The following is a 26,614-nucleotide window of genomic DNA, read 5'->3' as shown; positions in this document are numbered from 1 at the left end:
CTGCAGACAGCACATGGAACGCCTCATCGTCATCGTCCTGTTCAATCAGGTGGATCTGCTGGACATGACCGGTCCCGCCGAAGTGTTCTCGCTACTCGAGCGCGAGATGGAGCAGCCCACAGGCTATCGTATGGTGCTGGCGGCTGAGACATTGGAGGCAGTGCAAACCTCTGCGGGGGTGCGCGTGCTGCCCGACATCACCTTTGCCCAGTTGGCGCGCAAGCGTATCGACACGCTGGTAGTGCCTGGTGCGGTGCAAAGGAATGCGGCGCGCGAGCTGCGCGCCGTGGTCGACCCGCAGGTCGTGTCTTGGGTGAAGAAGCTGGCTGCCCGTACCCGCCGCGTTACCTCTGTCTGCGTGGGCGCACATGTGCTCGCCGCGGCAGGGCTGCTGGATGGCAAGCGTGTCACCACGCACTGGTCCACCGCGCAGCAACTGGCGGCAGAGTACCCGGCTGTTATCGTGGATGCCGAGCCGATCTTTATCCGCGAGGGCAATCTGTGGACGGGGGCGGGTCTGACAGCCTGTCTCGATCTGGCACTGGCCCTGGTGGCAGACGACTTCGGCGAGGCAGCTGCACAGCGTGTGGCCCGGCAACTCGTCATGTTCCTGAAGCGGCCCGGCGGGCAGAGCCAGTTCAGCGTAGCCATAGCCCAGCCTTCGACCACACGTCGCATGGACGCGCTACGCCATTACATAGCGCAGAACGTTGCTAGACCGCTCACGCTGCCGGTCTTGGCCGAGCGAATCCATGTCAGCGAGCGACAACTGGCCCGCCTGTTCAAGACCGAGTTGTGCACCACACCTGCCGCGTACATAGAGTCCGTGCGTGTGGAGATGGCACGCAATCGCCTTGAAACTTCTGATGAGTCATTGGTGCGCGTCGCCACTGCCTGCGGCCTGGGCACTACCGATACGCTGACTCGCGCGTTCCGCAGGCAACTGAACACCACGCCTGCCGAATACCGCAGCCGATTTCGCACCCATGAATGAAGAGGCTGGCCGCAGAACCGGTAACTCATGCGTAGCTACTGCTCAAGCGTTCAGACCAGGTATCACCGGTTCACAGCTTGCAAGCGCTGCCGCTCAGATTTTCTTGCTTGCTTTGCTCTACCAAGCTTCCAGTCGAAACGGACATCGGATACCAGGTCAGGCATAGTGGCTGCGTTTATCAGAGACTGGCATCAATCTCTGCATCGATACGGAAGCTCAGCGGGCGAGCAGGTATCGCAGAATTGCTTTTTGCACGGGCAGCAATAACGACTTTTGACTGTAGCCGGAGAAGCGGGGATATTGCACCGGGTCAAATGCAATCTCGCGCCCAATGGAAAAGGGCGGTGTAGCAAGCAGCATGGGCATGCCCATGCAATCCAGATCTGCCACAGTGAGCGACTTGGCCATTGCTTCGGCACCGCTTGGCCAGCCATCGGTAATGACAGTGTCAGCGGCTCGGGATGGCGTTGATGCAAATTCAACGTATGGCAGGGTCTCATGTAGCCGTTCATCGCAGATATGCATGATTGGCAGTTGCAGCGAGAAAGCCAGCTCGTGCCACGACCGCAGCACATTGGTCATCGGGCCCCACAAACAGATGCGGGCTTGCTCAATGGGCGCTATCGACCTATCAATGTAGAAAGCGTCAGTCAGCACCTCACATGGGTGCCCCATGCCGGACATGGCATTGATTACCGGGCGTTGTGACGCAAAGGCAAACTCAGCGAGGCGCTGATGATTCGATTCCCTCACGACATAGACATCGTAAAAAGGGTCGAGATAGCCGGCCAGATCGGCAGCCCTCTCGGGTGTTTTGAGCAAATTGGGCAGCTCGACAAATGACAAGCCAAGTTCTTGAAATGCCTGGATGAAGCTTGTGCGAGTGCGAATGCCGTTGCCTTCAAACGACCAGGCCACCTTGCGCTGCAGAGGTTGGCAGGGCGTGTCGACGAGTGCCCAGATGGCACGCACCTGCTCAGCGTTTAGTTGCGAAAGGTCTATAAGGTTCATGGCATGCCGCTCGACGAGACTCCGGGCAGTATCTCAGAGACTTTGCCTTCAAGATCTCGCGTCTGGCTAGCCACCCCAACGCCACACTTCGTCAGCATCTGGACTTGACCGAGAGTGGCGATTGACCTGCCGCAGCTTTCTAGCCTAAGCAGGCATACACCCGAACATTCGTTTCGATGAATTTATTGAGACTGCTCGCCCTGCACAAGAATTTTTAGCCATGACCAACGTGCTTGATAGGACTCGGCCTTGCGTTGAAAGAGATCACGGTGCGGAGTCAATGGGTTGGGCGCCAGAATGCCGTCATAGATCAAGCCGAGGTTATTCGGAGCATAAAGTTCATCTGGGCGAACTCCCACGCAAGTCGCTGGAATAAGAAAGCGATCTATTCCGTCGGAGGAATTGCGTAATGCCTTGTATGGATGACCGAAATATGACTGGTACCACAGGTGAACCCGGGCTTGGTTCGTTACTTCAACCTTGATACCTAAATCACGCAAAACATGATCAGTATGCGCTTGTACTTTCTGTTCGGCAGTTTCAGAGGTATTCGATGAATCAAAGTAAAAAAGATCGTAATCCTTGATGGAATCCTCAGGATTCCTTTGTGCCTGCAAATTCCACACTGTCTGGAAAAGGCAGCCTGCCACAAGCCAACCATCTGTGAGATTCAAATCCTTCCAGCGTTCAAGAATCGTACGGTTGTTGACGTTTTGGAGGATATCCGCAACAAAGCGCTCAGTGGTAGGCATCTAGACAGGCAATCCAAAGGTGAAAAGGAGGCTCTGATCGATTGTGCCCCACATACCAAAGATCGTTTCTGGCCGGGAGGCTGGTGTTTCAGAACGACCCAAAGCAGACATCCACTAACGTGGAAGTAAGCGGCCTGCGCAGCTTTTCGCGCAGGTCCGTTCGACTGCCGGATTGGGTGACTTGTAGCTCATGGCGCTTCTAGGGCTGGCAATACGTAACCCCCGTCGCCATGTTTCACAATCCACGGTTCAGACATCTCAGCAAGCCGCTGGTTGATCCAGTCGATAGGAACGGGATCGATCCCGGCCTGTATGAATGGCGCCTCGCCAGGGAACCGCGACAAGTATTCGTTTCGGATGTGAATCAGCAAGTTGACCCGGCGGTCGTACTCTGGGTGATTTGGTGCCGATCCACCGCGACCATATCCCCACATTTCGGTCGGAAAGCCGACGCGCTCGACAGGTCCGCGTGCTCCACGACCGCCCCGCCCATCGGCTGAGGCTGCGCTGCCGCCGTCGCCACCGATGATTAGGCCGTCATCGCCGTGAATGAAGCCGCTACCACCTTTGCCACCAATACCTCCGACCCCTCCGTTGCCGCCCCGACCACCGATGACCGTCCCGCGGTTACCTATGATTGTTCCTCCACCTCCATCGCCCCCGATGCCAGTTCCTCGCTTGTTTAGGTTCTGAGTAACCCAGTTTTCGTGGTCAGTCTTCCATTGTCGGAGCATTGCTTCCGGGAAGTCAGCCCCGTTGTTCTTGTCGATCATGTCTGCGCATCCACTGCAGAGGAATATTGCATTCCCGATCCCGGCGCGCTCCGCTGATGCCATTTCGGTCCTATAGCGAGGCCCACCTTCAGCTGCGGCGCAGATATGGGCGGCTTTTCCAATGTACAGATATTTCGCCGGCTCACTATCGGATGGCGCCAGGGTTTGCGCCCGACAATCGGGGTTAGAACAAATGAAAGCAGCGCGCTTTCCAAGCGCATCGACGATTGCTTTAGAAAAGTTGTCTCGGAACGAAGGCATATCTAAGGCGCTAAATAGATTTAGACGACAGACAAAAAATCCTGTCGTTCTTATAAAAATGAATCTATTCGGATTTATGAGAGTGAGCAATCGCAAGCAAACTTTTTAATGTCGAGATTGCAGCTTGTTGTCAGGAGTCAACGCCCATTGTTAGATGAAAGACTGCTTCTGGCCGAGAGCCGCTGTCTCTGTTCGACCCAAAACGGCCGCTCATCCTCTGGCTGCTGACATCATCTGCACAGCGGTTGCAGCCGAGCCGTGATGTTGCTTTGACCGCCGCAGTACGGCAAAACCCGGCCCCTACCTGGTGCCAGTACACATCGGCATCAGGAGGTTGGCATCGCTCCACTTCTTTTTTGCGTCAGCTCCTTGCGTCTGCCATTGAGGAGCACTCCTACGGCAGTGAATCGCACCAGCCAGTGGTAAGTCACCAAGCTTAGCGCCGTCGTTGCCAGTATGTTAGCTACCATCTTCACTCCTGCGGGCCAAGGCAGACCGAACAGCAAGACCCCGAAACCGATGGTGAGGGGCAAGTGAACCAAATACACCCAATAGGAACTGTCTGCCAGGTAGCTCATTGTGCGACTTGGCCGGCCAAGGTAAGTCGAGAACGCGCCGATAAGCGCGAAGCTCCAGCACCAAGCGGTAGCGTTGTAAGCCCAGGAAAATGCCAGCCGCGCTTCTAGCGGCATGGCATCACGAAGCTCGGCAGGGACTTTTTCCAGCACGATGCCGGAAGCCAGGAACAATACCAGCCCCGCGCCTGCGTACCAGGACCAGCGCCTCATGTAATGCGCCAACAGTACTTGCCTATGGGCGTACAGCACCAATCCAAAGACATAGAACAGGCCGTTATGTGCCCACTCCGTCCAGGGCGGAAAAAAGGCGTTCCCTGGTCGCACCAGACCATTGCCGTATTGCACGCCCACGGCTGCCAAAGTAGCTGCCAGCCCAGCTATTCCCCAAGGGGTACGGCCCATGGCGGCGAGCCATCGTCCCAATGTCGGTCCGGTGCTGGGTACAAGCTGGCGCATCAGCCTCTGCATCAACGGCGTCAAAAGGCTCAGCCACAACAGCAGCCACAAGAACCACAGGTGCAGCGTATTTGGTTCGCCCTGCGACCCGTTCATTTCAGTGGGAGACAGACCGAGGTCCAGGCCCCATGTCCCGCGAGCCATGCGATGCAGGAACACCAGTGCCAATACTGAGCACGCGAGGAACAAGGGCGGCCAGAAAACGGCGAAGGGCAGCGCCAAGCGACGCAACCTGTGCTTCACAGTGGCCGTTGGGCCGCGCTGGTCGATGAGCAAGGCAACAAAGAAGCCCGCCAGGATGAAGAACACTGGCATGCGGAATGCATGGATGAAGGCAACCAGCAAGTCAGCCGCAGGCGTCGTTTGGTTGTCGCGCCAGGGCAGCAGAGAAGGGCCGGCCATGTGAATGACGGCCACATGCAAAACGATACCGAGCCACATCATTGCGGCGCGTAGGTTGTCGAGTGCGTATAGGCGTTGTCGACTCTCGTTGGCGTGGATCATTGGTGCCTCTCCCGATTGGTGCTTTCGGGCACTCTATCAGGCCTCACTGCAAATCGCCCGAGCAAGTTTGGCGTCGGAGTTAGGACGGTCCACCTCAGCGACAGTGGGCCTGTTACCTTCATGTCAGTTGTTCTACTGGACCTCTGAGATCAGGTTGAAGCAACCAGCAGTTGAAAAATGTCGAACGGCGGCTTCTGGCCGGTAGCAGCCTGCCGCCCAAGAATGCTCACGATCCGTCGCGGTCGTTTGCTGCACCTCGATCAACGCCTGCAGTCTTTGATTGCCACATCACCACCGGCGCGACTCCAAAGCCAGTATCTGCCAATGGGCTGTCGCCCATTCATCTTCCTGGGGGCTAATGCTTCCTCAGAATCTGGAGATGGTCCAGTTCAGGTTTTTTACTGGGTCGCCACATCAGTTCGAATCAGCCTCTGGGTAGTCCTGAGGGCATCTTCGAAAATTCCCGATTTTCAGCGGGCGAGATTGTTACGACGATGGGTCCACTCAGTTCAAGTGGAGACAAAAATGCGATTCGAATTCCGTTCAATTGCCACACGGGCCCGATATGCCGGGCATGGTTTGTTCATCGCAACGGCCTTGTCTGGCACGCTGGCGCAGGCGGCCCCCTTGCCTTTTGACATGGCAACTACCTCCGAACAGCGATTTCAACTGGCCTTGGAGGCCCAGACTGCAGGTGACTATGCCCCTATGCTTGCGTTGCTGCGCCAGGCGGCCCGCGATGGCGAAGCTCAAGCGCAGGAAACACTGGCATGGATTCTTCTGGCCGGCCCAAACTTGTACGGTAATGCGGTGAAGGCGGATCGCTGCGAGGCAGCTCACTGGCTGCGGCAAGCCGTCGCAAATGGGAGTCAAACGGCCAGAAGCCAGTTGAATTTTCTGAACCGCCTGCGAAATGCACCGAGTGGCCAGACGGCCTGCGCATCCGAGTGGAAGGGGTGATATGCGCAAGATCCCTTTTCAGATTGCAGCCTCATCTTCAAGGATGTGCCACATGCCCAACGCGACTGGGGCACGGCACTGTGTGGCCGTTACTGGCCGATCAACGACAGTCGAAGATCGGCCGGTAGCTTACCTTCCAGGTTCACCCTTGCTTGACTTTGGCCTTGTTGGAACCAAAGGAGGAATGTACCGAGCTTGATCCTCGAAGTTCATTGACCACTCAAGCGCTTGCCAAATGACACCGCATAGGCCTGGGAGCGAAAGCGGAGCACCGGATCATTGGTGGGCGCAATGCCGTCGGCCATCACCATCGGATCAAAGTTGATCGGCTCGCACAAGCCTCCTTTCTGAGTCGAAGCGCTCGTGATCGTCAAGGTGCCAGCCTTGAACTCAGGTCGCTGTGCGGGCCATGATTGCGTGGGGTCATCCTGCGGATCACCCGGCTGCCCGACCGTCACCAGCATGTTCCAGCGAGCCGGTTTTTTCGATGTGCTGCTGATCAATGCGGTTTCCAGAAAGTCCGACCCGGCCGTCTTCAGCGCCTCGTTGCTTAGAGGCTTCTCCCCTTCCTGCGGTACGAAGCGCCAGCGCACCAGAGTCACCTTGTCCTGTGCATTGATGAACTTGAAGGTGTGAATGCCAAAGAATGCGCTGCGGGTGTAGCTGTCGGGAGGGTTGTGGCTGGCCAGGTATTGCGCCTGAGCCAGGCTGTCAGGATGGGAGGCCCTGAATGCTTTGAGCTTTTCCGGGTCCGGCTTGCCGGTGGCTGGATCGGGGCGCTGAGCTTCGGTCAAGTCCAGAAACGTTCCGGGGTGGGCGGCGCCGAACATGGGGGTGTTCAACATGGACATCTGGTGCAACTGGCCCTTGGGGAGCTTGAATTGCAAGGCCATTCCACGCGCGCTTTGGGCAACATCTGGAACCTTGGGGCTTCCTCCTGCCAGCGAGAAGCGCGCAATCACCGGAACGGCTTGGCCGGAAAACAGTGCAGAGCGCGAGTAGCTGGTGGCCTCGGCGGTAGCGGTGAATTCACCCACTGCGCAGGTCCCCTTGATGTGATTGCGGCGCTCTCCCTGATGAACGCCAAAGGTCGCTTCCAGGGCCTGGACCACCTGCGGTGCCGTCACTTCCCGCTCGGCTGCCAGGGTGAAAACCGGCGGCACCATCATGACACAGCTAAGCGCGAGCTTCATTTTTCGGAGCTTCATTGCTTCTTCCTCTTGATGATCCAGGCTTGAGTTCTCAGGGCTTGGCGATGTGCCAGCTGTTGTTGAGCAATCCATCTCCCGTTCTGTCTCCGGGCTTGGCATCCTTGGCCCAGTAATAGAGAGGACGGCCCTTGTAGGCCCATTGCTGGTCACCGTTGTCGCGGACAACCAAGCTCCAGTCACCGGTAGCCGTCGCACCCGGGGCCACCATCAGAGGCGGCCAGTTCGTGGCACAGCCACCGTTGCATACGCTCTTGCCGGATCCGGCGGCATCTTTGTCGAAGACATAAAGCGTCATCTGATTGGGGCCCACGAGTACGCCATTCATGGCAGAAGCGGGCGTCTGTGCCTGGGCGGCAGTTGTCACGGCGCAGGCCGCCAGGAACACCGAGGTGAGGGTGGCGAAGGAAGTGAGACGGGTCATGGAGATCTCCTTGAGGTTGACCTGCTGTAAACAGTTCAAGGACGCTGTTTATTCCATTGAAATCTCTGGCCATTCATCCTCCGAGATTGCCCAGGCAGAAATCGTCGTACTCCGCGCAAGGCGATCTGACCATTGGTGCCCGATATGGATCGGCGCTTCAACTCTTTGAAGCATAGGCTTTGCCGGCCTCAACGACCGGGAATGGTATAGGCGTGAGCTTGAAGCTTGGTTCAAGGTCAAGCGCGGATTGCGCGAGAATGGCGCACATGAAGATCGGAGAACTCGCCCAGCGCACAGGTCTTGCCGCATCGCGCATTCGCTTTTACGAGCGCATCGGCCTGCTGGGCGTTGCCCAGCGCCAGGCCAACGGCTATCGCAGCTATCCCGAAGAGGCGGTGCTGGCGCTCAGGCTGATTGCCACGGCGCAGCGGGCCGGCTTCAGCCTGCAAGAGTTGCGCCAGCTGCTGCCCGAGGATCTGGAGCAGTGGCAGCATGACGAGCTGCTGGCCACGCTGCGTCACAAGCTGCAGAGCATCGATCTGATGCTGGCACAGCTGATGCAAAATCGCGCCGAACTAGGCGAGCTGATCGCCCAGATCGAGGCCAGACCCGAAGACATGGACTGCGCCGGCAACGCTCGGCGTGTGCTGTCGCAAATGCGCTTGCTGGGGCGGAACGAGGAGGCGGCGGGTCGGCCCGATCAGCCCAGCAGCTGAGCCACCTGCAGGGCAGTGGCCCGGGCCGACTGCGGGTTCTGCCCCGTCACCAGCCTGCCGTCCGTCACGACCTTGGATACAAAAGGCAGCCGGGCTTTCTCATATTGGGCACCGCGCTGGCGCATCAGCGCTTCGGCGTTGTACGGCACTTTGCCGGCCACGCCTGCCAGCCTTTCCTCCAGCCAGGAAAAGCCTGTCAGCCTGCGTCCGGCGACCAGCAGCGAGCCATCGGACAGACGGGTTTCGAGCAGACCGCAATAGCCGTGGCAGACCGAGGCAACGACGCCACCGCGCTCATGGATGTCGCGCGTGATGCGCTGCAGCCCCTGCGAGGATGGAAAGTCCCACATCACGGCATGGCCGCCGGTGAAATAAATGGCATCAAAGTCTTGCGCGTCCACGGCATCAGGGGCGGCCGTGTTGGAGAGCAGGGCCATGCGCGCTGCATCCGCCAGCCATGCCCTGGCCGTAGCATCCCGGTTCGGCCATTTCAGCGAGCGCGGCTCCAGCGGCGAGTGGCCGCCCAGCGGACTGACCAGGTGCTGTGCGTAACCCCGCTGGGCAAAGACTTCCCAGGCATGGCTGAGCTCTGACAGCCACAGGCCGGTGGGCTCGGCAGGGTCATCGTAATGGGCGACGTTGCTGACGACGTGAAGAATGCGACGAGGCATGGGGTGTCTCCTGTGGCTCCCAACTTAAGCTTGAAGTGCAGTTCAATGTCAAGCTCGCGGTGTGTTCAAGGGATTCCTGTTTTGATAGCTTTCATCGCTTGATGGATAAGGGATTGAGTTGGATTTTGTTGATATTTCCCGAGCCGCGCTGCCAGCCATCCTGCTTTGTGATGGGGGCGGGCCTCAGCCTGGCTCCCGAGGTTTGCTTTATGCGTTAAGTTTCAAGCTGCTGTTCCTTAGCGTGCACATGCTTGGTGGACCAGCGTTTCCCGGATTTGTCTTGAAAGGTGCCCATGGTGCACAAGCGTTCTCTCGTAAAAGCCCTGGCAGTTGCCGCCCTGGTGCCTGCCGCATTGCTGGCCCAGGCCCAGGATCTGGCCGTGACCGTCGGCGTGACGGCCGGCCCCCACGCCCAGATTGCCGAAGTGGCCAAGCAGGTTGCAGCCAGGCAGGGCCTGAAGGTCAGGCTGGTGGAGTTTGGCGACTTCATCCAGCCCAATGCGGCGCTGTCCACCGGCGATCTCGACGCCAACATCTACCAGCACCAGCCCTTCCTCGATGCCCAGAACAAGGACCGTGGCTACAAGCTGGTGCCCGTGGCCAAGGCCGTGAACCAGCAAATGGGCGTGTACTCCAGAAAGGTCAGAAAACTGGCCGATCTCAAGAGCGGCGCGCGTGTGGGCATTCCCAACGATCCCACCAATGGCTCGCGTGCTCTGATGGTGCTGGCCAAGCAGGGATTGATCACGCTCAAGGCGGATGCCGGTGCGCGCGCCTCGGTGCTGGACATCACAGCCAACCCCAGAAAGCTCAGGTTTGTCGAGCTAGAAGCCGCTCAGCTGGCCCGCGCCCTTGATGATCTGGATGCCGCGGCCGTCAACAGCAGCTACGCCGTCGCTGCCGGCCTGTCTCCTCAGGGAGATTCGCTGGCGCTGGAAGATGTGAACACGCCTTATGTGACCGTGCTCATCGTCACGCGCGCCGGCCATGAAAACAGCAAAGGCCTGCAGGCGTTTGTGAAGGCCTATCAGTCACCCGAGGTCAAGGCCTTTGTGGAAAAGACCTTCAAGGGTGCTTACACAACCGCATGGTGAGCGCATGAATCAGCCCTGTAATCAACTGGATGAGGCGCTGTTCGAGCGTGCCAAGACCTTGCTGGACGAGGAATGGCTGAGCCGCGACGCCGATCTGGCGCAGCTGCTGCCCGTGGTGCTGGAGCGCGGCGTGGGCCAGGATTGGCACAAGGCCGGCACCTTTCGCCACCATCTGGCAGGTGTGGCGCGCTCTCTGGCGCTGTGGCAGCAACCCAGGGAGGTGCGCCAGCTGGGTTTGCTGCACAGCGTCTACGGCAATGCCTTTGTCGATCTGGTCAAGTTCGATGCCGGCAACGAGCGCGAGCAGCTCAAGCGCCTGGTTGGGGAGCAGGCCGAGCATCTGGTCTATCTGTTCTGCACCATGAGCCGCACCCAGTTCGTACAAAAGCTGCTGGCTAGCGATATCTCGGCGGACGGCAGCCTGCAGATCGAGCGCAATGGCCCCGAGCCGCGCGAGACCATCCGGCTCACCGCCTATGAAGTGGCTGCGTTCGCGATCGTCAGCATGGCCGACAGCATGGAGCAGTGGTTCAGCTGGCAGGAAGACATCTATTCGCGCTTCCCGGCCGTGGACCACAGTCGTCAGCAGGCCGTGCACTGGGCGGCGTCGTTGTGGCCCGGCCCCATGCGTCCGAGCAGCCGCATGCTCAGCCAGATCAGTGGCCTGGGCCAGGCGCTGCAGCATCCAGCGCTCAAGACCCAGCTGCCGATGCCGCCCGTGTTTGCGAACTGCAGCCAGCTGTTGAGCGCGGGCAACGAGGCTGCGGCCGTGGCGCTGTACTGGTCGGTGATTCAGCTCGATCAGCCGCTGGTCGATCTGGATGCAGCCACCGCGACGCTGGAGCAGGCGGTGGCCCTCAACCCCTGGGTGGGCGAGCCGCAAATGGTGCTGGCCCAGCTATACCTGAGCGCGGGCCGCAACACCGATGCCGCCAGGGTCGCCGAGAGCGCGCTGCAGTGCTTTTGCACCTGGGGCAATGCCTGGGACAAGCGCGTGCAATGGGATGCCTGGATTGCCTGGACGCGTATCCTGCTGCAATCGGCCCAGCAGGGCAACTGGCCTGCTCGGCTGGACAAGCTCAACAATGTGGCGCTGAAGCAGATCTGACTTGATCTGAAATTGATAGCTGCCAGCGCTTGATGCATAAGCGCTACAGGCTATTTTGAGCATGAAAAAAGCCCCAAGGCCTTGCGCCTGGGGCTTTTTGTTGGCAAACAGCCGTGCTTACTTGGTGCCGAAGATACGGTCGCCCGCGTCGCCCAGACCGGGCAGGATATAGCCATGGTCATTGAGTTCGCGGTCCACGGCAGCGGTGTAGATGTCCACGTCGGGGTGGGCAGCCTGCATGGTCTTCACGCCTTCGGGGGCAGCCAGCAGGCACATGAACTTGATGGACTTGGGGGCACTCTTGTCCTTGAGTTGCTGCACGGCGGCCACGGCCGAGTTGCCCGTGGCCAGCATGGGGTCGACGACGATCACGTCGCGCTCGCACATGTTTTCGGGCATCTTGTAGTAGTACTCGACGGGCTTGAGCGTCTCGGGGTCGCGGTACAGGCCGATGTGGCCGATACGGGCGCCGGGCACCACGTTGAGCATGCCGTCCAGGAAGCCGTTGCCTGCGCGCAGGATGGAAACCAGGGCCAGCTTCTTGCCGTCGATGACCTTGCCCGTCATTTTTTCCATGGGCGTCTCGATCTCGATGTCCTGCAGCGGGAAGTCGCGCGTCAGCTCATAGGCCATCAGGGTGGACAGCTCGCCCAGCATGCGGCGAAAGCTGTTGGTGCTGGCTTCCTTGCGGCGCATCAGCGTCAGTTTGTGCTGGACCAGAGGGTGGTCGATCAAATGCAGAGTGCTCATGTTCTTGGTCTTTGTGGTGAAGGCAGGCAGGCCCGCTTGTGGCGGGCTCGTGCTTGCAAAATTGGGATCAGGCGGATGCGGGCCGGGCCGCAACGGACGCTATTTTCGCTGTCACTCGGACAGCAGGCTGGCAAAACGCTCTAAATCCACATTGCCGCCACTGATCACAATGCCCACGCGCTTGCCCTTGAGCGGCAAACCGCCGTTGATGGCGGCTGCCAGCGAGAGCGCGCCCGTGGGCTCGACCACGATTTTCATGCGCTCGGCATAAAAGCGCATGGCCTGGACCAATTGCTCGTCGTTGACGGTCAGCACCTCGCTCACGCGCTGCTGGATGATGGCAAAGGTCAGATCACCGGCTGCCTGGGTCTGGGCGCCGTCGGCAATGGTGCGCGGCGTATCGATCTTGACGATATGGCCTGCACGCAGCGACTGCTGCACGTCGTTGCCCGCTTCGGGCTCGACGCCGATTACCTTGCATTGCGGAGCCAGGGCGTTGGCGGCCAGCAGGCTGCCCGAGAGCAGACCACCACCGCCCAGGCAGACAAACAGATAGTCCAGATCCGGCACTTCCTCCAGCAATTCCTTGACCGCCGTGCCCTGACCGGCGATCACGTCGCGGTGGTTGTAGGGCGGGATCAGTGTCATGCCGCGCTCGGTCGCCAGTTTGTGGGCGATGGCTTCGCGGTCTTCGGTGAAGCGGTTGTAGGTGACGACCTGGGCGCCATAGCCGCGCGTGGCCGCCATCTTGGAAGCCGGGGCATCCTCGGGCATGACGATCAGGGCCGGCATGTCCAGCAACTGGGCTGCCTGGGCAATGGCCTGGGCATGGTTGCCGGAGGAAAAGGCCAGGGCGCCGCCCTCGCGCTGCTCGGGCGTGAACTGCGCCAGAGCGTTGTAGGCGCCGCGAAACTTGAAGGCGCCTATGCGCTGCAGGTTCTCGCATTTGAAGAACAGGCGCGCGCCCAGCTGTTCATCCATGGTGCGGCTGGTCAGCACCGGCGTGCGGTGGGCTACGCCCTGCAGGCGCTGGGCAGCGGCCACGACATCGTCGTAAGTGGGCAGGGGGGCGGTGTTTGTGCTCATGGCAGGACAGGCTGAGGTGGTGACTGAACCCATGATAACGGGGCATGCTCCACTTCAACCCGAATCGCTGCGTTGTCGCTCGGCTCCATGTCGATGGCGCTCAGCGGGCGATCGAGAAGATAGAGGAATACGAGCGGAAAAGACATGCAGCCCTTTATTGAAAAGGGATGATGGCTATTCAATCAGGATCGATCGTCCGCTTTGGGCAGTGCTGGTGCAAATGCCTGCAGCGGCTCCAGCGGGGGGAAGTCGCCGGCGCGCTTGGCCTGCATGGCACCCACGGCCTCCATGACATGCCGGTTGCTCCAGATGCCGCTCTGCACCCAGCCCATCTGCTGCAGCGAGTCGCCCACGCTGTGGTCGCGCGCGTAATTGATCACCTGCTTGCTGCCCCAGATGGCCACGGGCGGCTTGGCCGCAATTTCGCGCGCGCAGGCGAGGGCTGCTGTGACGGTGGCTTCGGGCGTGTCGTAGACGGCGTTGACCAGACCCTGACTGGCGGCCTCCTGCGCAGTCATGCGGCGGCCGGTATAGGCCAGCTCCTTGACGATGCCCAGCGGCATCAGCTTGGGTAGGCGCTGCAGGCTGCCCAGGTCGGCGGTCATGCCGATATTGATCTCCTGCACGCAGAAAAAGGATTCGGCGCTGGCATAGCGTATGCAGGCAGTGGCCACCAGATCAAGCCCTCCACCCACGCAGGCACCCTGGATAGCGCAGATCACGGGCATGCGCAGGGCTTCGATCTTGTTGAAGGTGGACTGCAACTGGGCCAGGGTGTCGATGATGGCGGCGCGGCCCTCGGGCGTACGGTCATTGGGCGCAAAGGCGGGGTCGGCAAAGGTCTCGAGTGCCATGCCGGCGCAAAAATGCTTGCCTGTGCTGCTGATCACCAGCGCGCGCGACTGGCCGCTGCGCTGCAGCGTATCCAGCACCAGGTCCAGCTCCTGCCAGAACCTGGGGTTCAGGGTGTTGAAGGCATCGGGGCGGTTGAGCACCAGATGGGCAATATGGTCGACCAGGTCCAGGCGAAAGCTGCTCAGACCGGCGGTCAGCAAGGTGTCGTCAGAGGTATGGGGCATGCCGGCATGGTGTCTTGCGGCATCGGCCGGACCAGTCACAAGCGTGACTGCCCCGGACAAACCAGGGTGGCCGGCATGCCCCTGCCGGTTCAGGCCGTCAGCGCCGGCGCTCTGTCCGCAGCCTGGACCTTGAACACGGACACCATGCCGGTGAGGCGTTGGGCCTGGTCGCTCAGCGAGACCGCGGCCGCCGTGGATTCCTCGACCAGGGCGGCATTCTGCTGCGTCATCTGGTCCAGATTGGTCACGGCCTGGTTGACCTGGCTGATGCCGTCATGCTGCTCCATGGCGGAGGCACTGATCTCGCCAATCATGTCCGAGACCTTGCCGACGCTGCTGACGATTTCCTCCATCACGCGCCCCGCCTGGGAGACCTGGTCTGCGCCCTCCTGGGCGGCGTCCACGGAGGTGGTGATGAGTGCCTTGATCTCCTTGGCCGCCTCGGCACTGCGGTGGGCCAGGGCGCGCACTTCGCCGGCGACCACGGCAAAGCCTCGGCCTTGTTCGCCGGCGCGCGCGGCCTCGACCGCCGCGTTGAGGGCCAGGATATTGGTCTGGAAGGCGATGGAGTCGATCACGCCGATGATGTCGGAGATGCGGTGTGCGCTGTCGCTGATGCGTCCCATGCTGCTGACCACGGACTGCACCACATGGCCGCCGCGCTGAGCGACCTGTGCGGCATTGCCTGCCAGATGGTTGGCCTGGCGGGCGGTGTCCGAGGCCTGGGCGACGGTGGCGGTCAGCTGTTCCATGCTGGCCGCGGTTTCCTCAAGATTGGCGGCGGTCTGCTCGGTGCGTGCAGACAGGTCGTGGTTGCCGGTGGCGATTTCGGCCGATGCGGTGCTGATGGAGTGCACGCTGGTGCGCACATCGCTCACCAGGCTGCGTAGCTGGGCTGCCATGGTCGAGACGGAGCTCAGCAGGCGGCCGAACTCGTCATGGCGGTCGTTGCTGGCGGTCACCGTGAGATCGCCCTGTGCAATGGCCTGGGTCAGCTCCACGGCTTCATTCAAGGGCTGGGTGATGGAGCGGGTCAGGGCCAGTGCCAGGCCCAGTGCGGCGGTCAATACCAGGGCCTGTACCACCCAGGACAGCCAGATCGCTTTTTGCTGGTCTTGCTGCAACTGAAGGCTGGCGGCGTCGCGCTGCTGTTCCTGCAGCTTCACGAAGTCCTGCAGCGAATCGACATAACGGCCAATGGCGCCCAGATACTGCAGGCGGATGAAGTCGCGCATGGCTTCGATATCGCCGGTCAGCTTGATCTCCCGCGCCTGCTTGTTCAGCGCCAGAACCTCGGCGCGCACGGCTGCGATCTTCTGCAGGGCAGCCTTGTCGGCATCGCTTTGAGCCAGTTTGATGACCTGTGCCTGCAGCGCACCATTGACGGCTACGCCTTCGCTGACACGCTCGTCCATACGCTGAGTCAGCGCTTCGTCGGTGGTCATATTGCTGGTGAGCACGCGCTCGCCCGTGGTCTCGGTGGCACCTTTCCACTGAAGGGCGAGATTGATGCGATTGTCATAGTCGGTCAGGGTCTGCATGCCGGCCTGCAGGGCCTGGGTGGACGAGTGCTGGTTCCATAGCGAGACGGCCAGCATCATGGTCAGAAGCCCGCCCAAAGTGCACCACAGCTTGGTGGATACACGCCATTGATTGAATTGCATTGGCTGAAAATTTGCAAAAGCACTGCCGGGCCCGAGCGAACTGGTGGTCTGCGGCAAGACTGGGCAGCGTGGTTAGCGTAGAGAAAAGAAGCGGCTGTGCCTGCAGGCAGCAGCACATGTCCAAGAGACTGGCGGCTGGCACCAGGGGATGGATTTATTATGTATCGACATAATGACTTCCGCCTTGAGCGTTTTCTGTCCAGCGGCCACAAAAAAGGCCTGCTGACGCAGGCCCTTGGAGCGAGTGAGCGCGTAGGAATCAGCGCTTCTTGTTGCCCAGAATGCCGCCCAGCACTCCGCGCAGAATCTCCTTGCCCAGGCTGTTGCCCACCGTGCGCACCGTGGACTTGGCCATGGTCTGCACCAGACCGTCGTGCTGGCCGCCGCGCGGGCCGGTACGGCCGAACAGCAACTCCTTGAGTCCGTCCATCATGGAGTCCGTGGCGCCGCCTTGCGCGGCCGTTCCAGCCGCTCCGGCTGCAGCAGGTGCATCGCCGGGCTTGGCGGGCACGGCACTGGCAGTACGGTCGCGCAATATCTCGAAGGCCGACTCGCGGTCCACGGCTTTCTCGTAGACGCCGGCGACCAGGGAACCCTCGATCAGTGCCTTGCGCTGCTCGGCCGTGATGGGGCCGAGCTGGCTGCCGGGAGGAATCACGAACACACGCTCGGTCACGCTGGGGCGGCCTTTTTCGTCGAGGAAGCTGATCAGGGCTTCGCCCACGGCCAGCTCGGTGATGGCGGCGGCAATATCCAGGCCCGGATTGGGGCGCATGGTGGAGGCGGCCGAGGCCACGGCCTTCTGGTCGCGCGGCGTGAAGGCGCGCAGGGCGTGCTGCACGCGGTTGCCCAACTGGCCGAGCACGCTGTCGGGAACGTCCAGCGGGTTCTGAGTGACGAAGTACACGCCCACGCCCTTGGAGCGCACCAGGCGCACGACCAGCTCGATGCGCTCTATCAGCACCTTGGGCGCATCGTTGAACAGCAGGTGGGCTTCGTCAAAGAAAAACACCAGCTTGGGCTTCTCGGGGTCGCCTATCTCGGGCAACTGCTCGAACAGCTCGGACAGAAGCCAGAGCAAAAAAGTCGAGTACAGGCGCGGGGCATTCATCAGCTTGTCGGCCGCCAGCACGTTGATCACGCCCATGCCGTTGGCATCGGTCTGCATCAGGTCGTTGATGTCGAGCATGGGCTCGCCGAAGAACCGGTCGCCGCCCTGGCTTTCGATGGTCAGCAGGCCGCGCTGTATGGCTCCCACGCTGGCCGAGCTGATATTGCCGTACTGGGTGGTGAACTGCTTGGCGTTGTCGCCCACAAAGTTCAGCATGGCGCGCAGGTCCTTGAGGTCCAGCAGCAGCATGCCGTTGTCGTCGGCAATCTTGAACACCAGATTCAGCACGCCCATCTGGGTTTCGTTCAGATTCAGCATGCGGCCGATGAGCAGCGGGCCCATGTCCGAGATGGTGGCGCGCACGGGGTGGCCCTGTTCGCCGAACACATCCCACAGTGTTGCGGGGCAGGCCAGGGGCTGGGGCAGAGTCAGGCCGCGATCCTTGAGCGAGGCCGCCAGCTTGCCTTCGATCTTGCCGGCCTGGCTGATGCCGCTCAGGTCTCCTTTGACGTCGGCCATGAAAACCGGCACGCCGATCTGCGAGAAGCTTTCGGCCAGTTTTTGCAGCGTGACGGTCTTGCCGGTGCCGGTGGCGCCTGTGATCAGGCCATGCCGATTGGCCAGTCCGGGCAGCAGGACACATTCTGTGGCAGAGTGCTGGGCAATCAAAAGGGGTGAAGCCATTTCGGGTTTCCTCTGGGGGGGCATGCAGTCAAAAGTAAAATCGCTCCCGCTAGGTTAAATCAAATATCAAAGGATTCCCTGTGGCAGGACACAGCAAATGGGCCAACATCCAGCACCGCAAGGGTCGCCAGGATGAAAAACGTGGCCGCATCTGGACGCGCATCATTCGTGAAATCATGGTTGCCGCCCGCCAGGGTGGGGGCGATCTGAGCGCCAACCCGCGTCTGCGTCTGGCGGTGGACAAGGCCAAGGCAGCCAATATGCCGGCCGACAATATCAAGCGCAATATCGACAAGGCCACGGGCAACCTCGACGGCGTGACCTACGAGGAAATCCGTTACGAAGGCTATGGCATCGGCGGCGCGGCCATCATTGTGGACACAATGACGGACAATCGCGTGCGTACGGTGGCCGATGTTCGCCACGCATTCAGCAAGTACGGCGGCAATATGGGTACCGAAGGCTCGGTGGCCTTCCAGTTCAAGCATGTGGGTCAAATCATGTTTGCCCCCGGTACGGACGAAGAGAAAGTCATGGAGATCGCGCTGGAAGCTGGTGCCGAGGATGTGATCACCGATGACGAAGGTGGCATCGAGGTGCTGACGGCCCCCGGCGACTTTGAAGCCGTGCGTGACGCACTGCAGGCCGCCGGCTTTACCGCCGACATGGCCGAGGTGACCATGCGCCCCGAAAATACAATCGCTCTCGAAGGCGATGATGCAGCTCGCATGCAGAAGCTGCTGGACATGATTGAAGACTTGGATGACGTTCAGGACGTCTACCACAACGCAGAAATATGAAAATTCTTGTGATTGGCGGCGGTGGCCGTGAGCACGCTCTGGCGTGGAAGTTGGCCGAATCGCCCAAGGCGACCAAGGTCTATGTGGCTCCCGGTAACGGTGGCACAGCCCTGGCTGGCGGCAAGCTGGAGAACCTCAACATCACCGATGTGAAGGCTCTGCGCGAATGGGCCCAGGCCGAAAAGATTGCCGTGACGGTGGTGGGGCCCGAGGCTCCGCTGGCGGCCGGTGTGGTCGATGAGTTCCGTGCCCACGGACTCAAGGTCTTCGGCCCGACCAAAACTGCAGCCCAGCTGGAGTCTTCCAAGGCCTATTCCAAGGACTTCATGGCGCGCCACAGCATTCCCACGGCGCAATATGAAACCTTTACCGACGCCGCTGCGGCCCACGCCTATGTGGATCGCCTGGGCGCTCCCATCGTCATCAAGGCCGACGGCCTGGCTGCTGGCAAGGGAGTGGTGGTGGCCATGTCGCTGCAGGAAGCCCATGATGCCGTGGACTTCATGCTGGTGGACAACAAGTACGGTGTTCAGCACAACGAAGGCGGTGCACGCGTCGTGATCGAGGAGTTCCTCGAAGGCGAGGAGGCCAGCTTCATCGTGCTGTGCGACGGCAAGAACGTGCTGGCGCTGGCGACCAGCCAGGACCACAAGCGCTTGAAGGATGGCGACCAGGGCCCCAATACCGGCGGCATGGGCGCTTATTCGCCTGCGCCCGTGGTGACGGCCGATGTGCATGCCCGCGCCATGCGTGAGATCATCCTGCCCACCATCCGCGGCATGGAAAAAGACGGCGTGCCCTACACCGGCTTCCTGTACGCAGGTCTGATGATCGACAAGGCCGGCCATCTCAAGACGCTGGAATTCAACTGCCGCATGGGCGATCCGGAAACCCAGCCCATCATGATGCGCCTGAAGAGTGATCTGGTGGACGTGATGCTGGCTGCCTGCGAAGGCAAGCTGGATCAGCTGGAGCTGCAATGGGACCGCCGCACTGCATTGGGCGTGGTCATGGCTGCTGCCGGCTACCCAGAAGACCCGCGCAAGGGCGATGTCATCACGGGTTTGCCCGCCGCAGCCGACGATGCCATGGTCTTCCATGCAGGCACCCAGCTGGGCGATGACGGCCAGCCCGTGACCAGCGGTGGCCGCGTGCTGTGCGTGACCGTGCTGGCCGACAGTGTCAAGCAGGCGCAGCAGAAGGTCTATGACGTGGCACGTGGCATCCATTTCGATGGCGCCCAGTATCGCCGCGACATTGGCTTCCGCGCCGTCAAGAAGGCCGACTGATGACCCAGGCATCCTCATCTTCTGTGGCTGATCAGTTGCCTGCGGCCGAGGTGCGTGAGTACCTGATGGGTCTGCAGACCCGCATCACCGAGGCGCTGGAAGCGATCGAAGGCGAGGGTGGGGCGCGGTTTCTGGCAGATGCCTGGCACAAGGAGCCGGGCGAGAAGCTGCAAGGCAACGGCGTCACCAGGATCATGGAGGGCGGGCGCGTGTTCGAGCGTGCAGGCTGCGGTTTCTCGCATGTGCGCGGGCCACAGCTGCCGCCTTCGGCCACACAGCATCGGCCCGAGTTGGCAGGAGCGCCGTTCGAGGCCATGGGCGTGTCGCTGGTGTTTCATCCGCGCAACCCCCTGGTTCCCACGGTGCACATGAATGTGCGCATGATCTCGGCCGGCCATGAAGGGCAGCCCAAGACCTGCTGGTTTGGCGGCGGCATGGATTTGACGCCGGTCTACGGCTTCGAGGAAGACGCCGTGCATTTCCACCAGAGCTGCCGTGATGCGCTGGCGCCATTTGGCGATCAGCTCTATCCACGCTTCAAGCAATGGTGCGATGAGTACTTCTTTCTCAAGCATCGCAACGAGCAGCGTGGCATTGGCGGTATCTTCTTCGATGATTTCAGCGAACTGGGCCAGCAGCAGAGCTTTGCCATGCTGCGCTCGGTTGGCGATGCCTTTCTGAAGGCCTATCTGCCCATTGTGGAACGCCGCCGGGATGCGCAGTACACGCAGCAGCAGGTGGATTTCCAGCGCTACCGCCGTGGCCGCTATGTGGAATTCAACCTGGTCTGGGATCGAGGCACGCATTTCGGCCTGCAGTCCGGCGGCCGCACGGAGTCCATCCTGCTGTCCATGCCTCCTCATGCGGACTGGAGCTATCAGCGTGAGGATGCACCCGGTACGCCCGAGCGCGATCTGCTTGAAAAGTACCTGATTCGCCGTGACTGGCTCTGAGGCGCAGGCCTCTGTCCGGTAGGCCGGACTCCCCTGTTGATCGGGCATAAGGCCCTGTCAGCAGGGAAATTTTTTGAAAACTATAATTTCCATAGCTGGATGCGCGCTATTGACTGGCGCGTCAACCTTTTTCAATGCGTGAAGAGCACAGGCCCCTGGCGGTCTGGACGCCTATGCCAACCCAACCCTGATACGGGTGTGGCGCGGCACACGCTATATTGATCCCATCATTTACTGATTCCATCGCCTGATGACCACCTCCACCAAATCGGATTCCGCAGCCAAGCGCGACGTCACCAAACTCCAGCGAGCCATTGTTGACGGCCTCGAAGACGTCAAGGCCCACGACATCCAGGTGTTCAACACCGAAGCGCTGTCCCCGCTGTTCGAGCGCGTGATCGTGGCCTCGGGTACCTCCAATCGCCAGACCAAGGCACTGGCCTCCAGCGTGCGTGAAGCCGTCAAGGAAGCTGGCTTTCCCGTGCCGCGTCAGGAAGGTGAGCAAAACGGCGAATGGATCATCGTGGACTGCGGCTCGGTGGTCTGCCACATCATGCAGCCGGCCATTCGTCAGTACTACCGCCTGGAAGAAATCTGGGGCGAGACACCGGTGCGCATGAAGATCGGTGCCGCCAAGCCCAAGCCCGCCGAAGTGGCTGCCAAGAAGCTGGCCGCCAGGCAGGCCGTGGACAAGGCTGCTGCGGAAAACACCGTGGTCGAGAAAAAGCCTGCTGCCAAGAAAGCTGCGGCCAAGAAGCCAGCGACCAAGACAGCCGCCGGTGCCAAGCCTGCAGCCAAGAAGCCCGCTGCCAAGTCCGCTGCCGCCAAGACGGTCAAGACTGTGGTCGTCAAGCCCAGCACTCCTCGTACTGCCAAGCCGGCTGCTGCCAAACCCGCAGCCAAGCGTGCTCCCCGCGCCAAGGCCTAAATGAAGCTGACCATCGTGGCCGTAGGCCTGCATGTGCCCGACTGGGCGCAGACGGCCTACGACGATTACGCCAAGCGCTTTCCGCCCGAACTCAAGGTCGAACTCAAGGCCGTCAAGACCGAGCCGCGTGGCTCCAAGACGCTGGAGACCCTGTATGCGGCAGAGCGCAAGCGTATCGAAGCCGCCATCCCCCGAGGCACCCGCATCGTGGTGCTCGACGAGCGCGGCACCAATCTGACCACCAAGGCGCTGGCCCAGCGCCTCAAGGGCTGGCAGCTTGAGAGCGACGATGTGGCTCTGGTCATTGGCGGACCTGACGGTCTGGACCCCGAGTTCAAGGCCGCAGCCCATGAGCGCATTCGTCTCTCCGACCTGACCCTGCCGCACGCCATGGTGCGCGTGCTGCTGATTGAACAGCTCTATCGAGCCTGGTCGGTCAATGCCGGTCATCCCTATCACCGCGAATAAGCGCTTGTGACCGGACTCTGCGTGCAATTTCACGCAGTGCGTGATACTATGATTTTGATAGCCTACTGCGCTTTATATATGGGCGCTAGAGGCCATTTTTAATCAAAATCATGGCGCCCATTCTCTTTCTTGCATCCCAAAGTCCCCGCCGCCGTCAGCTGCTCGAGCAACTGGGCGTGGCGCATGAATTGCTGCTGCCCAATGCAGCCGGCGATATCGCCGAGGATGCCGAGGCCATAGAGGCCGAGCTGGCCGGTGAAGATCCCCATGACTATGTGCAGCGCGTGACGGCCGGCAAGCTTGATGCAGCCGTGGCCCGCCATGCGCGGCGCGGTCTGCCGGCAGCGCCCATTCTGTGCTCGGACACCACCGTGGCACTGGGCAAGCAAATTCTGGGCAAGCCGGCCGATGCCGAAGACGCGCGACGCATCCTGCGTCTGCTCTCCGGGGCAGAACATGAGGTGCTGACCGCCGTGGCGCTGCAAAGCGGCGCGCGGCGTCTGCAGGCGCTGTCGGTGTCCACCGTGCGCTTTGCTCCCATGACCGAGGCACAGATCGAGGCCTATGTGCTCACGGGCGAGCCCATGGGCAAGGCCGGAGCCTATGGCATACAGGGCAGGGCGGCCGCACATATCGCAGAGATCCGCGGCAGCTATTCGGCCATCATGGGCCTGCCCGTTTACGAAACTGCCGAGCTTTTGCGCCAGCTGGGCTGGCCGCTCTGAACCTTTGGCGCAATCGACACTCTGTTCTTGAGGCTTCCCCCGAGGGAAGTTCTACATGGCAGCTGTCTTGCGCCAGCCATGCGTGCGTCGCACACTGGGCGCAGCAAAAGCCAGGACATATAAAGAAAGAACGACAGTCAATGCAGCAAGATATTTTGATCAACTGGTCGCCGCAGGAGACGCGGGTGGCGATTGTCGAGAATGGTGCCGTGCAGGAGCTGCACATGGAGCGCCCGCTGGAGCGGGGACTCGTCGGCAACATCTATCTGGGCAAGGTCTCGCGCGTGCTGCCCGGCATGCAGTCCGCCTTCATCGATATCGGCCTGGAGCGTGCTGCCTTCTTGCATGTGGCCGATGTCTGGCAGCGTCAGGAAAGCGGCGAAGCCCCGATGTTTGCACGCAAGGACCAGCCGCTGACACCCATCGAAAAGCAGGTGTTCGAAGGCCAGTCCATCATGGTGCAGGTCATCAAGGACCCCATAGGGACCAAGGGTGCACGCCTGTCCACGCAGATCAGCATTGCCGGGCGTCTGCTGGTGTTTCTGCCGCAGGACGACCATATCGGCATCTCCCAGAAAATCCCCCAGAACGAGCGCGACGCCTTGCGGGCCCGTCTGCAGGAGCTGGTCGGCACCAAGGAGGGGGGCGGTGGCGGCGGATTCATTCTGCGCACCAATGGCGAGGAATCCAGCGATGCCGAGCTGGCCGATGACATCCGCTATCTGCGCAAGACCTGGGCACGCATCAAGGATGCGGCGCAGAAGCTACCCGTCATGTCGGTGCTGCATCAGGACCTGAACCTGCTGCAGCGTGTGCTGCGGGACCTGGTCGGCGAGAACACCCAGAGCATTCGCATCGATTCGCGCGAGCAGTTTGCGCTGCTCAAGAGCTTTGGGCAGGAATACATGCCGGCGGCCGTGCCCAAGCTGGCGTTGTACAAGGGCGAGCGTCCGATCTTTGACCTCTACAACATCGACGAGGAAATCGCGCGCGCGCTGGGGCGGCGTGTGGATCTGAAGTCGGGCGGCTATCTGATCGTCGATCAGACCGAAGCCCTGACCACCATCGATGTCAACACAGGCGGCTATGTCGGTGCGCGCAATTTTGACGACACCATCTTCAAGACCAATCTGGAAGCGGCGCAAGCCATTGCGCGTCAGTTGAGGCTGCGCAATTTGGGCGGCATCGTCATCGTGGACTTCATCGACATGGTGCGCGAGGAGCATCAGGGCGAGGTGCTCTCCGAATTCCGCCGCCAACTGGCGCGCGACCGCGTCAAGACCATGGCCGGCAGCTTCTCGCAACTGGGCCTGGTGGAGATGACGCGCAAGCGCACGCGCGAGTCGCTGGCCCATATGCTGTGCGAGCCCTGTGCCGCCTGCTCCGGCAAGGGCAATGTCAAGACCGCGCGCAGCATCTGCTACGAGGTGCTGCGTGAAATCCTGCGCGAAGCTCGTCAGTTCAATCCGCATGAGTTCCGCGTCGTGGCATCCCCCAAGGTGGTGGAGATGTTCCTCGACGAGGAAAGCCAGCATCTGGCCAGCCTCTCCGACTTCATCGGCAAGCCGATCTCCCTGCAGGCCGAGACTGCGATGGCGCAGGAGCAATACGATATCGTGCTGCTGTGAGGAGCGCTGAGACGGCGTGAGACATCGACCGCCCTGCCGCTGAGCCAGCAAGCTTCGGCTTCAAGCGAAACGAGGCACCAGAGCGCCTCGTTTCGAATGCACGTCGAAAGCAGGTGCAGTGGCTTAGTGCTTGGCCGCTGCAACAGCGATGGCTTCTCCATCCCGGTCGGCGTAGGTCAGCCCCTTGGGGGCGACCAGCCAGTAGAAGAAGGCCCCCAGTCCTGCGGCAATGAACCAGGAAAATGCCGAGACGGATTGCAGGTAGGGCACAAAGGCGAAGAGCAGCGAAATCAGGGCCGATGGAATCAGCGCCTGAATGGCTCTGGGGTTGAAGCCGTTGCTGTAGTGGTAGGGGCTATTCGCATTCTGGGTGTACAGGGCCACCACATCCACGCGTTGCTTGCGGATGAGCCAGTAATCGGCCATGACGATACCGAACAGAGGTCCAAGCAGAGAGCCAAGACCGCCGAGGAAGTACACAATCACCACGGGCGAGCTGTAGAGGTTCCAGGGCAGGATGACAAAGCCCAGGATGGCACTGACCAGGGCGGCTTTGCGGAAGTTGAGCTTTCTGGGCAGCAGATTGGTCAGCGCCAGTGCGGGGGCCACGAAGTTAGCCATCAGATTGACGGCAATGGTCAGGATGATCAGCGCAAAGCTGGCCAGGATCAGCAGAGGCTTGCTGGGAATCTTCTGAATGATGTCCACGGGGCTGCTGATGAGTGTGCCGTCAATGGAGAGCTGGCCACCGGTCAGGATCACGACCACCAGACCGAAGACCATCATATTGATGGGAATGCCCCAGAAATTGCCCTTGATCACCGCGCTGCGCGAAGTCGTGCCTCGGGTGAAGTCGCAGAAATTCAGAACAAAAGTGCCGTAGAGCGCGACCCAGAGCGAGGCCGCTCCCAAAATCTGCACCCACTTGGAGCCATGGGTTTCCACGGAAGGGGCCGACCAGTGCAACTGCCCACCCGAGCTGTAAAGAATCCAGCCCGCCAGAGCAATAAAGGTCATGAAGATCACCGGGCCGGCAAAGGCCTCGTACTTGCGGATGCTCTCCATGCCCCAGCAGGCGATGACGACTTGAACCACCCAAAGCAGCGTAAAGCTGATCCAGCCCAGCAGCGGCAGCCCCAGCAGCGTCTGCTCCGCCAGTGGCTGCCATTGCGGCAGCAGCATCAGCACCAGCACATCGAGTACCTTGGAGGCCAGATAGGTCTGGATGCCAAACCAGGCGATTGCCACGCCGCCCCGTATCAGCGCCGGTATCTGTGCGCCGCGCGTGCCAAAGCTGATGCGGCTCATGACGGGAAAGGGGACGCCTGTCTTACAGCCCATGAAGCCGGAGAGGTTCAGAAGCGCGAAAAGAAAGGCTGCGCCCAGCAGCAGGGCCGTCAGGATCTGCCCGCCGCTGAAGCCCAGGGCAAACAGGCCGATGGCAAAAGAGTAGTTGCCCAGATTGTGAACATCGTTGACCCACAGGGTGAACAGGCTGTAGGCGCTCCAGGATCGACCTTCTTTTGCGGTAGGAGCCAGGTCCGCGTTGTAGAGCGCCGGTGAGACGCCTGGCGGCAGGCTTGGATGCAGTCGGGGCGCTGCGGTGCTGGGGCTGGGGGCGAAGTGGCCGCCGTCGTTGATTGCTAGGTCTCTCATTTTTGCCTTTATAGGGAGCCGCCGCGTGTCCGGTGCATCGGCTTTTCTCAGGCAATCTGTTCCATCTCACCTAAACAACGCGGCATTGGCATGTCCGGGCTTGGGGGCGCCAGACATGCAATCCGATGCTTTGCAGATGAGAGATATCAAGCATTGATCTTGAATATCATCTTGTATACATCGGACAAGTCGAAAAATGTATACAAGCCCCCCAAGGGCTCGAATTGGTGGGAACCCTTGGTCATTGGAGTGCCTACAAATAGTTCCAAATGGGCTGTCTTGC

At 60.8% G+C, this 26,614-nt stretch carries 25 protein-coding genes; 12 read left to right on the top strand and 13 right to left on the bottom strand.

The features are described 5' to 3' along the window. Window positions 1-13 precede the first annotated feature (13 nt). Entirely contained in the window at window positions 14-994 is a 981-nt protein-coding gene (locus tag F3J24_RS03765) for a GlxA family transcriptional regulator (RefSeq protein ID WP_167002816.1), read from the top strand. Window positions 995-1,210: 216 nt separating this feature from the next. Here F3J24_RS03765 and F3J24_RS03760 read toward each other — a convergent pair whose 3' ends face one another. From F3J24_RS03760 to F3J24_RS03745, 4 genes are all read right to left on the bottom strand, one after another. Beyond that, a complete protein-coding gene (locus tag F3J24_RS03760) occupies window positions 1,211-2,005 on the bottom strand; it encodes an ornithine carbamoyltransferase (protein WP_167002814.1) in 795 nt (264 codons plus the stop codon). Between the two features lie 182 nt (window positions 2,006-2,187). Further along, on the bottom strand, window positions 2,188-2,757 hold the full coding sequence (locus tag F3J24_RS03755; protein ID WP_167002812.1) for a nucleotidyltransferase family protein: 570 nt from the start codon (window positions 2,755-2,757) through the stop codon (window positions 2,188-2,190). Between the two features lie 188 nt (window positions 2,758-2,945). Beyond that, complete coding sequence (locus F3J24_RS24805) at window positions 2,946-3,530, bottom strand: hypothetical protein (RefSeq protein ID WP_205244591.1); 585 nt, start codon at window positions 3,528-3,530, stop codon at window positions 2,946-2,948. Between the two features lie 587 nt (window positions 3,531-4,117). Beyond that, entirely contained in the window at window positions 4,118-5,329 is a 1,212-nt protein-coding gene (locus tag F3J24_RS03745) for an acyltransferase family protein (RefSeq protein ID WP_167002810.1), read from the bottom strand. Window positions 5,330-5,854: 525 nt separating this feature from the next. Here F3J24_RS03745 and F3J24_RS03740 point away from each other — a divergent pair. Continuing rightward, on the top strand, window positions 5,855-6,289 hold the full coding sequence (locus tag F3J24_RS03740) for a sel1 repeat family protein (RefSeq protein WP_167002808.1): 435 nt from the start codon (window positions 5,855-5,857) through the stop codon (window positions 6,287-6,289). 209 nt (window positions 6,290-6,498) lie between these two features. Here F3J24_RS03740 and F3J24_RS03735 read toward each other — a convergent pair whose 3' ends face one another. Both F3J24_RS03735 and F3J24_RS03730 read right to left on the bottom strand, forming a co-directional pair. Then, window positions 6,499-7,572, bottom strand: coding sequence for a catalase family peroxidase (locus F3J24_RS03735; protein ID WP_240154232.1), 1,074 nt, complete (start codon window positions 7,570-7,572; stop codon window positions 6,499-6,501). Continuing rightward, window positions 7,532-7,921 carry a hypothetical protein gene (locus F3J24_RS03730; RefSeq protein ID WP_167002806.1) on the bottom strand — a complete coding sequence of 130 codons (390 nt, stop codon included), beginning with the start codon at window positions 7,919-7,921 and terminating at the stop codon, window positions 7,532-7,534. Before F3J24_RS03730 ends, F3J24_RS03735 begins: the two co-directional genes overlap by 41 nt. 266 nt (window positions 7,922-8,187) lie before the next feature. Between F3J24_RS03730 and F3J24_RS03725 the strand changes: the two genes are divergently transcribed. After that, entirely contained in the window at window positions 8,188-8,637 is a 450-nt protein-coding gene (locus tag F3J24_RS03725; RefSeq protein WP_205244590.1) for a MerR family transcriptional regulator, read from the top strand. Here the strand turns inward: F3J24_RS03725 and F3J24_RS03720 are convergent. Beyond that, the gene (locus F3J24_RS03720; protein WP_167002802.1) at window positions 8,622-9,308 is read right to left on the bottom strand and encodes a type 1 glutamine amidotransferase domain-containing protein; all 687 of its coding nucleotides are present in this window, start codon (window positions 9,306-9,308) and stop codon (window positions 8,622-8,624) included. The two genes, F3J24_RS03725 and F3J24_RS03720, sit on opposite strands and share 16 nt — an antisense overlap. A gap of 293 nt (window positions 9,309-9,601) precedes the next feature. On the opposite strand from F3J24_RS03720, the gene F3J24_RS03715 reads away from it, so the two are divergent. Together F3J24_RS03715 and F3J24_RS03710 are read left to right on the top strand one after the other, a co-directional pair. Next, window positions 9,602-10,402 (top strand): MetQ/NlpA family ABC transporter substrate-binding protein, encoded by an 801-nt coding sequence (locus F3J24_RS03715; protein ID WP_003075612.1) that lies wholly within the window; start codon window positions 9,602-9,604, stop codon window positions 10,400-10,402. A gap of 4 nt (window positions 10,403-10,406) precedes the next feature. Continuing rightward, on the top strand, window positions 10,407-11,510 hold the full coding sequence (locus tag F3J24_RS03710; protein WP_167002800.1) for a DUF6817 domain-containing protein: 1,104 nt from the start codon (window positions 10,407-10,409) through the stop codon (window positions 11,508-11,510). A gap of 117 nt (window positions 11,511-11,627) precedes the next feature. On the opposite strand, the gene upp is transcribed toward F3J24_RS03710, so the two are convergent. From upp to F3J24_RS03685, 5 genes are all read right to left on the bottom strand, one after another. Then, complete coding sequence (upp, locus tag F3J24_RS03705; RefSeq protein WP_167002798.1) at window positions 11,628-12,260, bottom strand: uracil phosphoribosyltransferase; 633 nt, start codon at window positions 12,258-12,260, stop codon at window positions 11,628-11,630. A 111-nt stretch (window positions 12,261-12,371) separates the two neighbouring features. Next, window positions 12,372-13,346, bottom strand: a complete 975-nt coding sequence (locus F3J24_RS03700; protein WP_167002796.1) for a threo-3-hydroxy-L-aspartate ammonia-lyase — start codon at window positions 13,344-13,346, stop codon at window positions 12,372-12,374. 182 nt (window positions 13,347-13,528) lie between these two features. Then, window positions 13,529-14,425 carry an enoyl-CoA hydratase-related protein gene (locus F3J24_RS03695; RefSeq protein ID WP_167002794.1) on the bottom strand — a complete coding sequence of 299 codons (897 nt, stop codon included), beginning with the start codon at window positions 14,423-14,425 and terminating at the stop codon, window positions 13,529-13,531. Between the two features lie 89 nt (window positions 14,426-14,514). Beyond that, the gene (locus tag F3J24_RS03690; RefSeq protein WP_167002792.1) at window positions 14,515-16,089 is read right to left on the bottom strand and encodes a methyl-accepting chemotaxis protein; all 1,575 of its coding nucleotides are present in this window, start codon (window positions 16,087-16,089) and stop codon (window positions 14,515-14,517) included. A 259-nt stretch (window positions 16,090-16,348) separates the two neighbouring features. Further along, window positions 16,349-17,884 carry a helicase HerA-like C-terminal domain-containing protein gene (locus F3J24_RS03685; protein ID WP_167002790.1) on the bottom strand — a complete coding sequence of 512 codons (1,536 nt, stop codon included), beginning with the start codon at window positions 17,882-17,884 and terminating at the stop codon, window positions 16,349-16,351. A gap of 80 nt (window positions 17,885-17,964) precedes the next feature. Here F3J24_RS03685 and F3J24_RS03680 point away from each other — a divergent pair, with 80 nt between their 5' ends. From F3J24_RS03680 to rng, 7 genes are all read left to right on the top strand, one after another. Continuing rightward, a complete protein-coding gene (locus F3J24_RS03680) occupies window positions 17,965-18,684 on the top strand; it encodes a YebC/PmpR family DNA-binding transcriptional regulator (protein WP_043373644.1) in 720 nt (239 codons plus the stop codon). Further along, window positions 18,681-19,973, top strand: coding sequence for a phosphoribosylamine--glycine ligase (purD, locus tag F3J24_RS03675; protein ID WP_167002787.1), 1,293 nt, complete (start codon window positions 18,681-18,683; stop codon window positions 19,971-19,973). The genes F3J24_RS03680 and purD overlap by 4 nt, the downstream gene beginning before the upstream one ends. Continuing rightward, window positions 19,973-20,926 (top strand): oxygen-dependent coproporphyrinogen oxidase, encoded by a 954-nt coding sequence (gene hemF, locus F3J24_RS03670; protein ID WP_167002785.1) that lies wholly within the window; start codon window positions 19,973-19,975, stop codon window positions 20,924-20,926. Before purD ends, hemF begins: the two co-directional genes overlap by 1 nt. Before the next feature lie 250 nt (window positions 20,927-21,176). Then, window positions 21,177-21,854, top strand: coding sequence for a ribosome silencing factor (gene rsfS / locus F3J24_RS03665; RefSeq protein ID WP_043005276.1), 678 nt, complete (start codon window positions 21,177-21,179; stop codon window positions 21,852-21,854). Next, window positions 21,855-22,322, top strand: a complete 468-nt coding sequence (gene rlmH / locus F3J24_RS03660; protein ID WP_003053899.1) for a 23S rRNA (pseudouridine(1915)-N(3))-methyltransferase RlmH — start codon at window positions 21,855-21,857, stop codon at window positions 22,320-22,322. 110 nt (window positions 22,323-22,432) lie between these two features. Further along, a complete protein-coding gene (locus F3J24_RS03655) occupies window positions 22,433-23,047 on the top strand; it encodes a nucleoside triphosphate pyrophosphatase (protein WP_167002783.1) in 615 nt (204 codons plus the stop codon). Between the two features lie 140 nt (window positions 23,048-23,187). Continuing rightward, window positions 23,188-24,675 carry a ribonuclease G gene (gene rng / locus F3J24_RS03650; protein ID WP_167002781.1) on the top strand — a complete coding sequence of 496 codons (1,488 nt, stop codon included), beginning with the start codon at window positions 23,188-23,190 and terminating at the stop codon, window positions 24,673-24,675. 123 nt (window positions 24,676-24,798) lie between these two features. Here rng and F3J24_RS03645 read toward each other — a convergent pair whose 3' ends face one another. Next, window positions 24,799-26,331 carry an NCS1 family nucleobase:cation symporter-1 gene (locus F3J24_RS03645; protein ID WP_167002779.1) on the bottom strand — a complete coding sequence of 511 codons (1,533 nt, stop codon included), beginning with the start codon at window positions 26,329-26,331 and terminating at the stop codon, window positions 24,799-24,801. Window positions 26,332-26,614: the final 283 nt, after the last annotated feature.

It is taken from the genome of Comamonas sp. Tr-654, from assembly GCF_011752915.1.
Lineage (GTDB): Bacteria > Pseudomonadota > Gammaproteobacteria > Burkholderiales > Burkholderiaceae_C > Comamonas.
The sequence above is the reverse complement of the archived record's forward strand: the minus strand, read 5'-3'. Positions and strand labels throughout refer to the sequence as shown.

What these genes read in the sequence shown, in the direction of transcription:
- F3J24_RS03765 (WP_167002816.1), top strand. Translation starts at nt 14, where the DNA reads ATGGAACGCCTCATCGTCATCGTCCTGTTCAATCAGGTGGATCTGCTG.
- F3J24_RS03760 (WP_167002814.1), bottom strand. Translation starts at nt 2,005, where the DNA reads ATGAACCTTATAGACCTTTCGCAACTAAACGCTGAGCAGGTGCGTGCC.
- F3J24_RS03755 (WP_167002812.1), bottom strand. Translation starts at nt 2,757, where the DNA reads ATGCCTACCACTGAGCGCTTTGTTGCGGATATCCTCCAAAACGTCAAC.
- F3J24_RS24805 (WP_205244591.1), bottom strand. Translation starts at nt 3,530, where the DNA reads ATGATCGACAAGAACAACGGGGCTGACTTCCCGGAAGCAATGCTCCGA.
- F3J24_RS03745 (WP_167002810.1), bottom strand. Translation starts at nt 5,329, where the DNA reads ATGATCCACGCCAACGAGAGTCGACAACGCCTATACGCACTCGACAAC.
- F3J24_RS03740 (WP_167002808.1), top strand. Translation starts at nt 5,855, where the DNA reads ATGCGATTCGAATTCCGTTCAATTGCCACACGGGCCCGATATGCCGGG.
- F3J24_RS03735 (WP_240154232.1), bottom strand. Translation starts at nt 7,572, where the DNA reads ATGGATTGCTCAACAACAGCTGGCACATCGCCAAGCCCTGAGAACTCA.
- F3J24_RS03730 (WP_167002806.1), bottom strand. Translation starts at nt 7,921, where the DNA reads ATGACCCGTCTCACTTCCTTCGCCACCCTCACCTCGGTGTTCCTGGCG.
- F3J24_RS03725 (WP_205244590.1), top strand. Translation starts at nt 8,188, where the DNA reads ATGAAGATCGGAGAACTCGCCCAGCGCACAGGTCTTGCCGCATCGCGC.
- F3J24_RS03720 (WP_167002802.1), bottom strand. Translation starts at nt 9,308, where the DNA reads ATGCCTCGTCGCATTCTTCACGTCGTCAGCAACGTCGCCCATTACGAT.
- F3J24_RS03715 (WP_003075612.1), top strand. Translation starts at nt 9,602, where the DNA reads ATGGTGCACAAGCGTTCTCTCGTAAAAGCCCTGGCAGTTGCCGCCCTG.
- F3J24_RS03710 (WP_167002800.1), top strand. Translation starts at nt 10,407, where the DNA reads ATGAATCAGCCCTGTAATCAACTGGATGAGGCGCTGTTCGAGCGTGCC.
- upp (WP_167002798.1), bottom strand. Translation starts at nt 12,260, where the DNA reads ATGAGCACTCTGCATTTGATCGACCACCCTCTGGTCCAGCACAAACTG.
- F3J24_RS03700 (WP_167002796.1), bottom strand. Translation starts at nt 13,346, where the DNA reads ATGAGCACAAACACCGCCCCCCTGCCCACTTACGACGATGTCGTGGCC.
- F3J24_RS03695 (WP_167002794.1), bottom strand. Translation starts at nt 14,425, where the DNA reads ATGCCCCATACCTCTGACGACACCTTGCTGACCGCCGGTCTGAGCAGC.
- F3J24_RS03690 (WP_167002792.1), bottom strand. Translation starts at nt 16,089, where the DNA reads ATGCAATTCAATCAATGGCGTGTATCCACCAAGCTGTGGTGCACTTTG.
- F3J24_RS03685 (WP_167002790.1), bottom strand. Translation starts at nt 17,884, where the DNA reads ATGGCTTCACCCCTTTTGATTGCCCAGCACTCTGCCACAGAATGTGTC.
- purD (WP_167002787.1), top strand. Translation starts at nt 18,681, where the DNA reads ATGAAAATTCTTGTGATTGGCGGCGGTGGCCGTGAGCACGCTCTGGCG.
- hemF (WP_167002785.1), top strand. Translation starts at nt 19,973, where the DNA reads ATGACCCAGGCATCCTCATCTTCTGTGGCTGATCAGTTGCCTGCGGCC.
- rsfS (WP_043005276.1), top strand. Translation starts at nt 21,177, where the DNA reads ATGACCACCTCCACCAAATCGGATTCCGCAGCCAAGCGCGACGTCACC.
- rlmH (WP_003053899.1), top strand. Translation starts at nt 21,855, where the DNA reads ATGAAGCTGACCATCGTGGCCGTAGGCCTGCATGTGCCCGACTGGGCG.
- F3J24_RS03655 (WP_167002783.1), top strand. Translation starts at nt 22,433, where the DNA reads ATGGCGCCCATTCTCTTTCTTGCATCCCAAAGTCCCCGCCGCCGTCAG.
- rng (WP_167002781.1), top strand. Translation starts at nt 23,188, where the DNA reads ATGCAGCAAGATATTTTGATCAACTGGTCGCCGCAGGAGACGCGGGTG.
- F3J24_RS03645 (WP_167002779.1), bottom strand. Translation starts at nt 26,331, where the DNA reads ATGAGAGACCTAGCAATCAACGACGGCGGCCACTTCGCCCCCAGCCCC.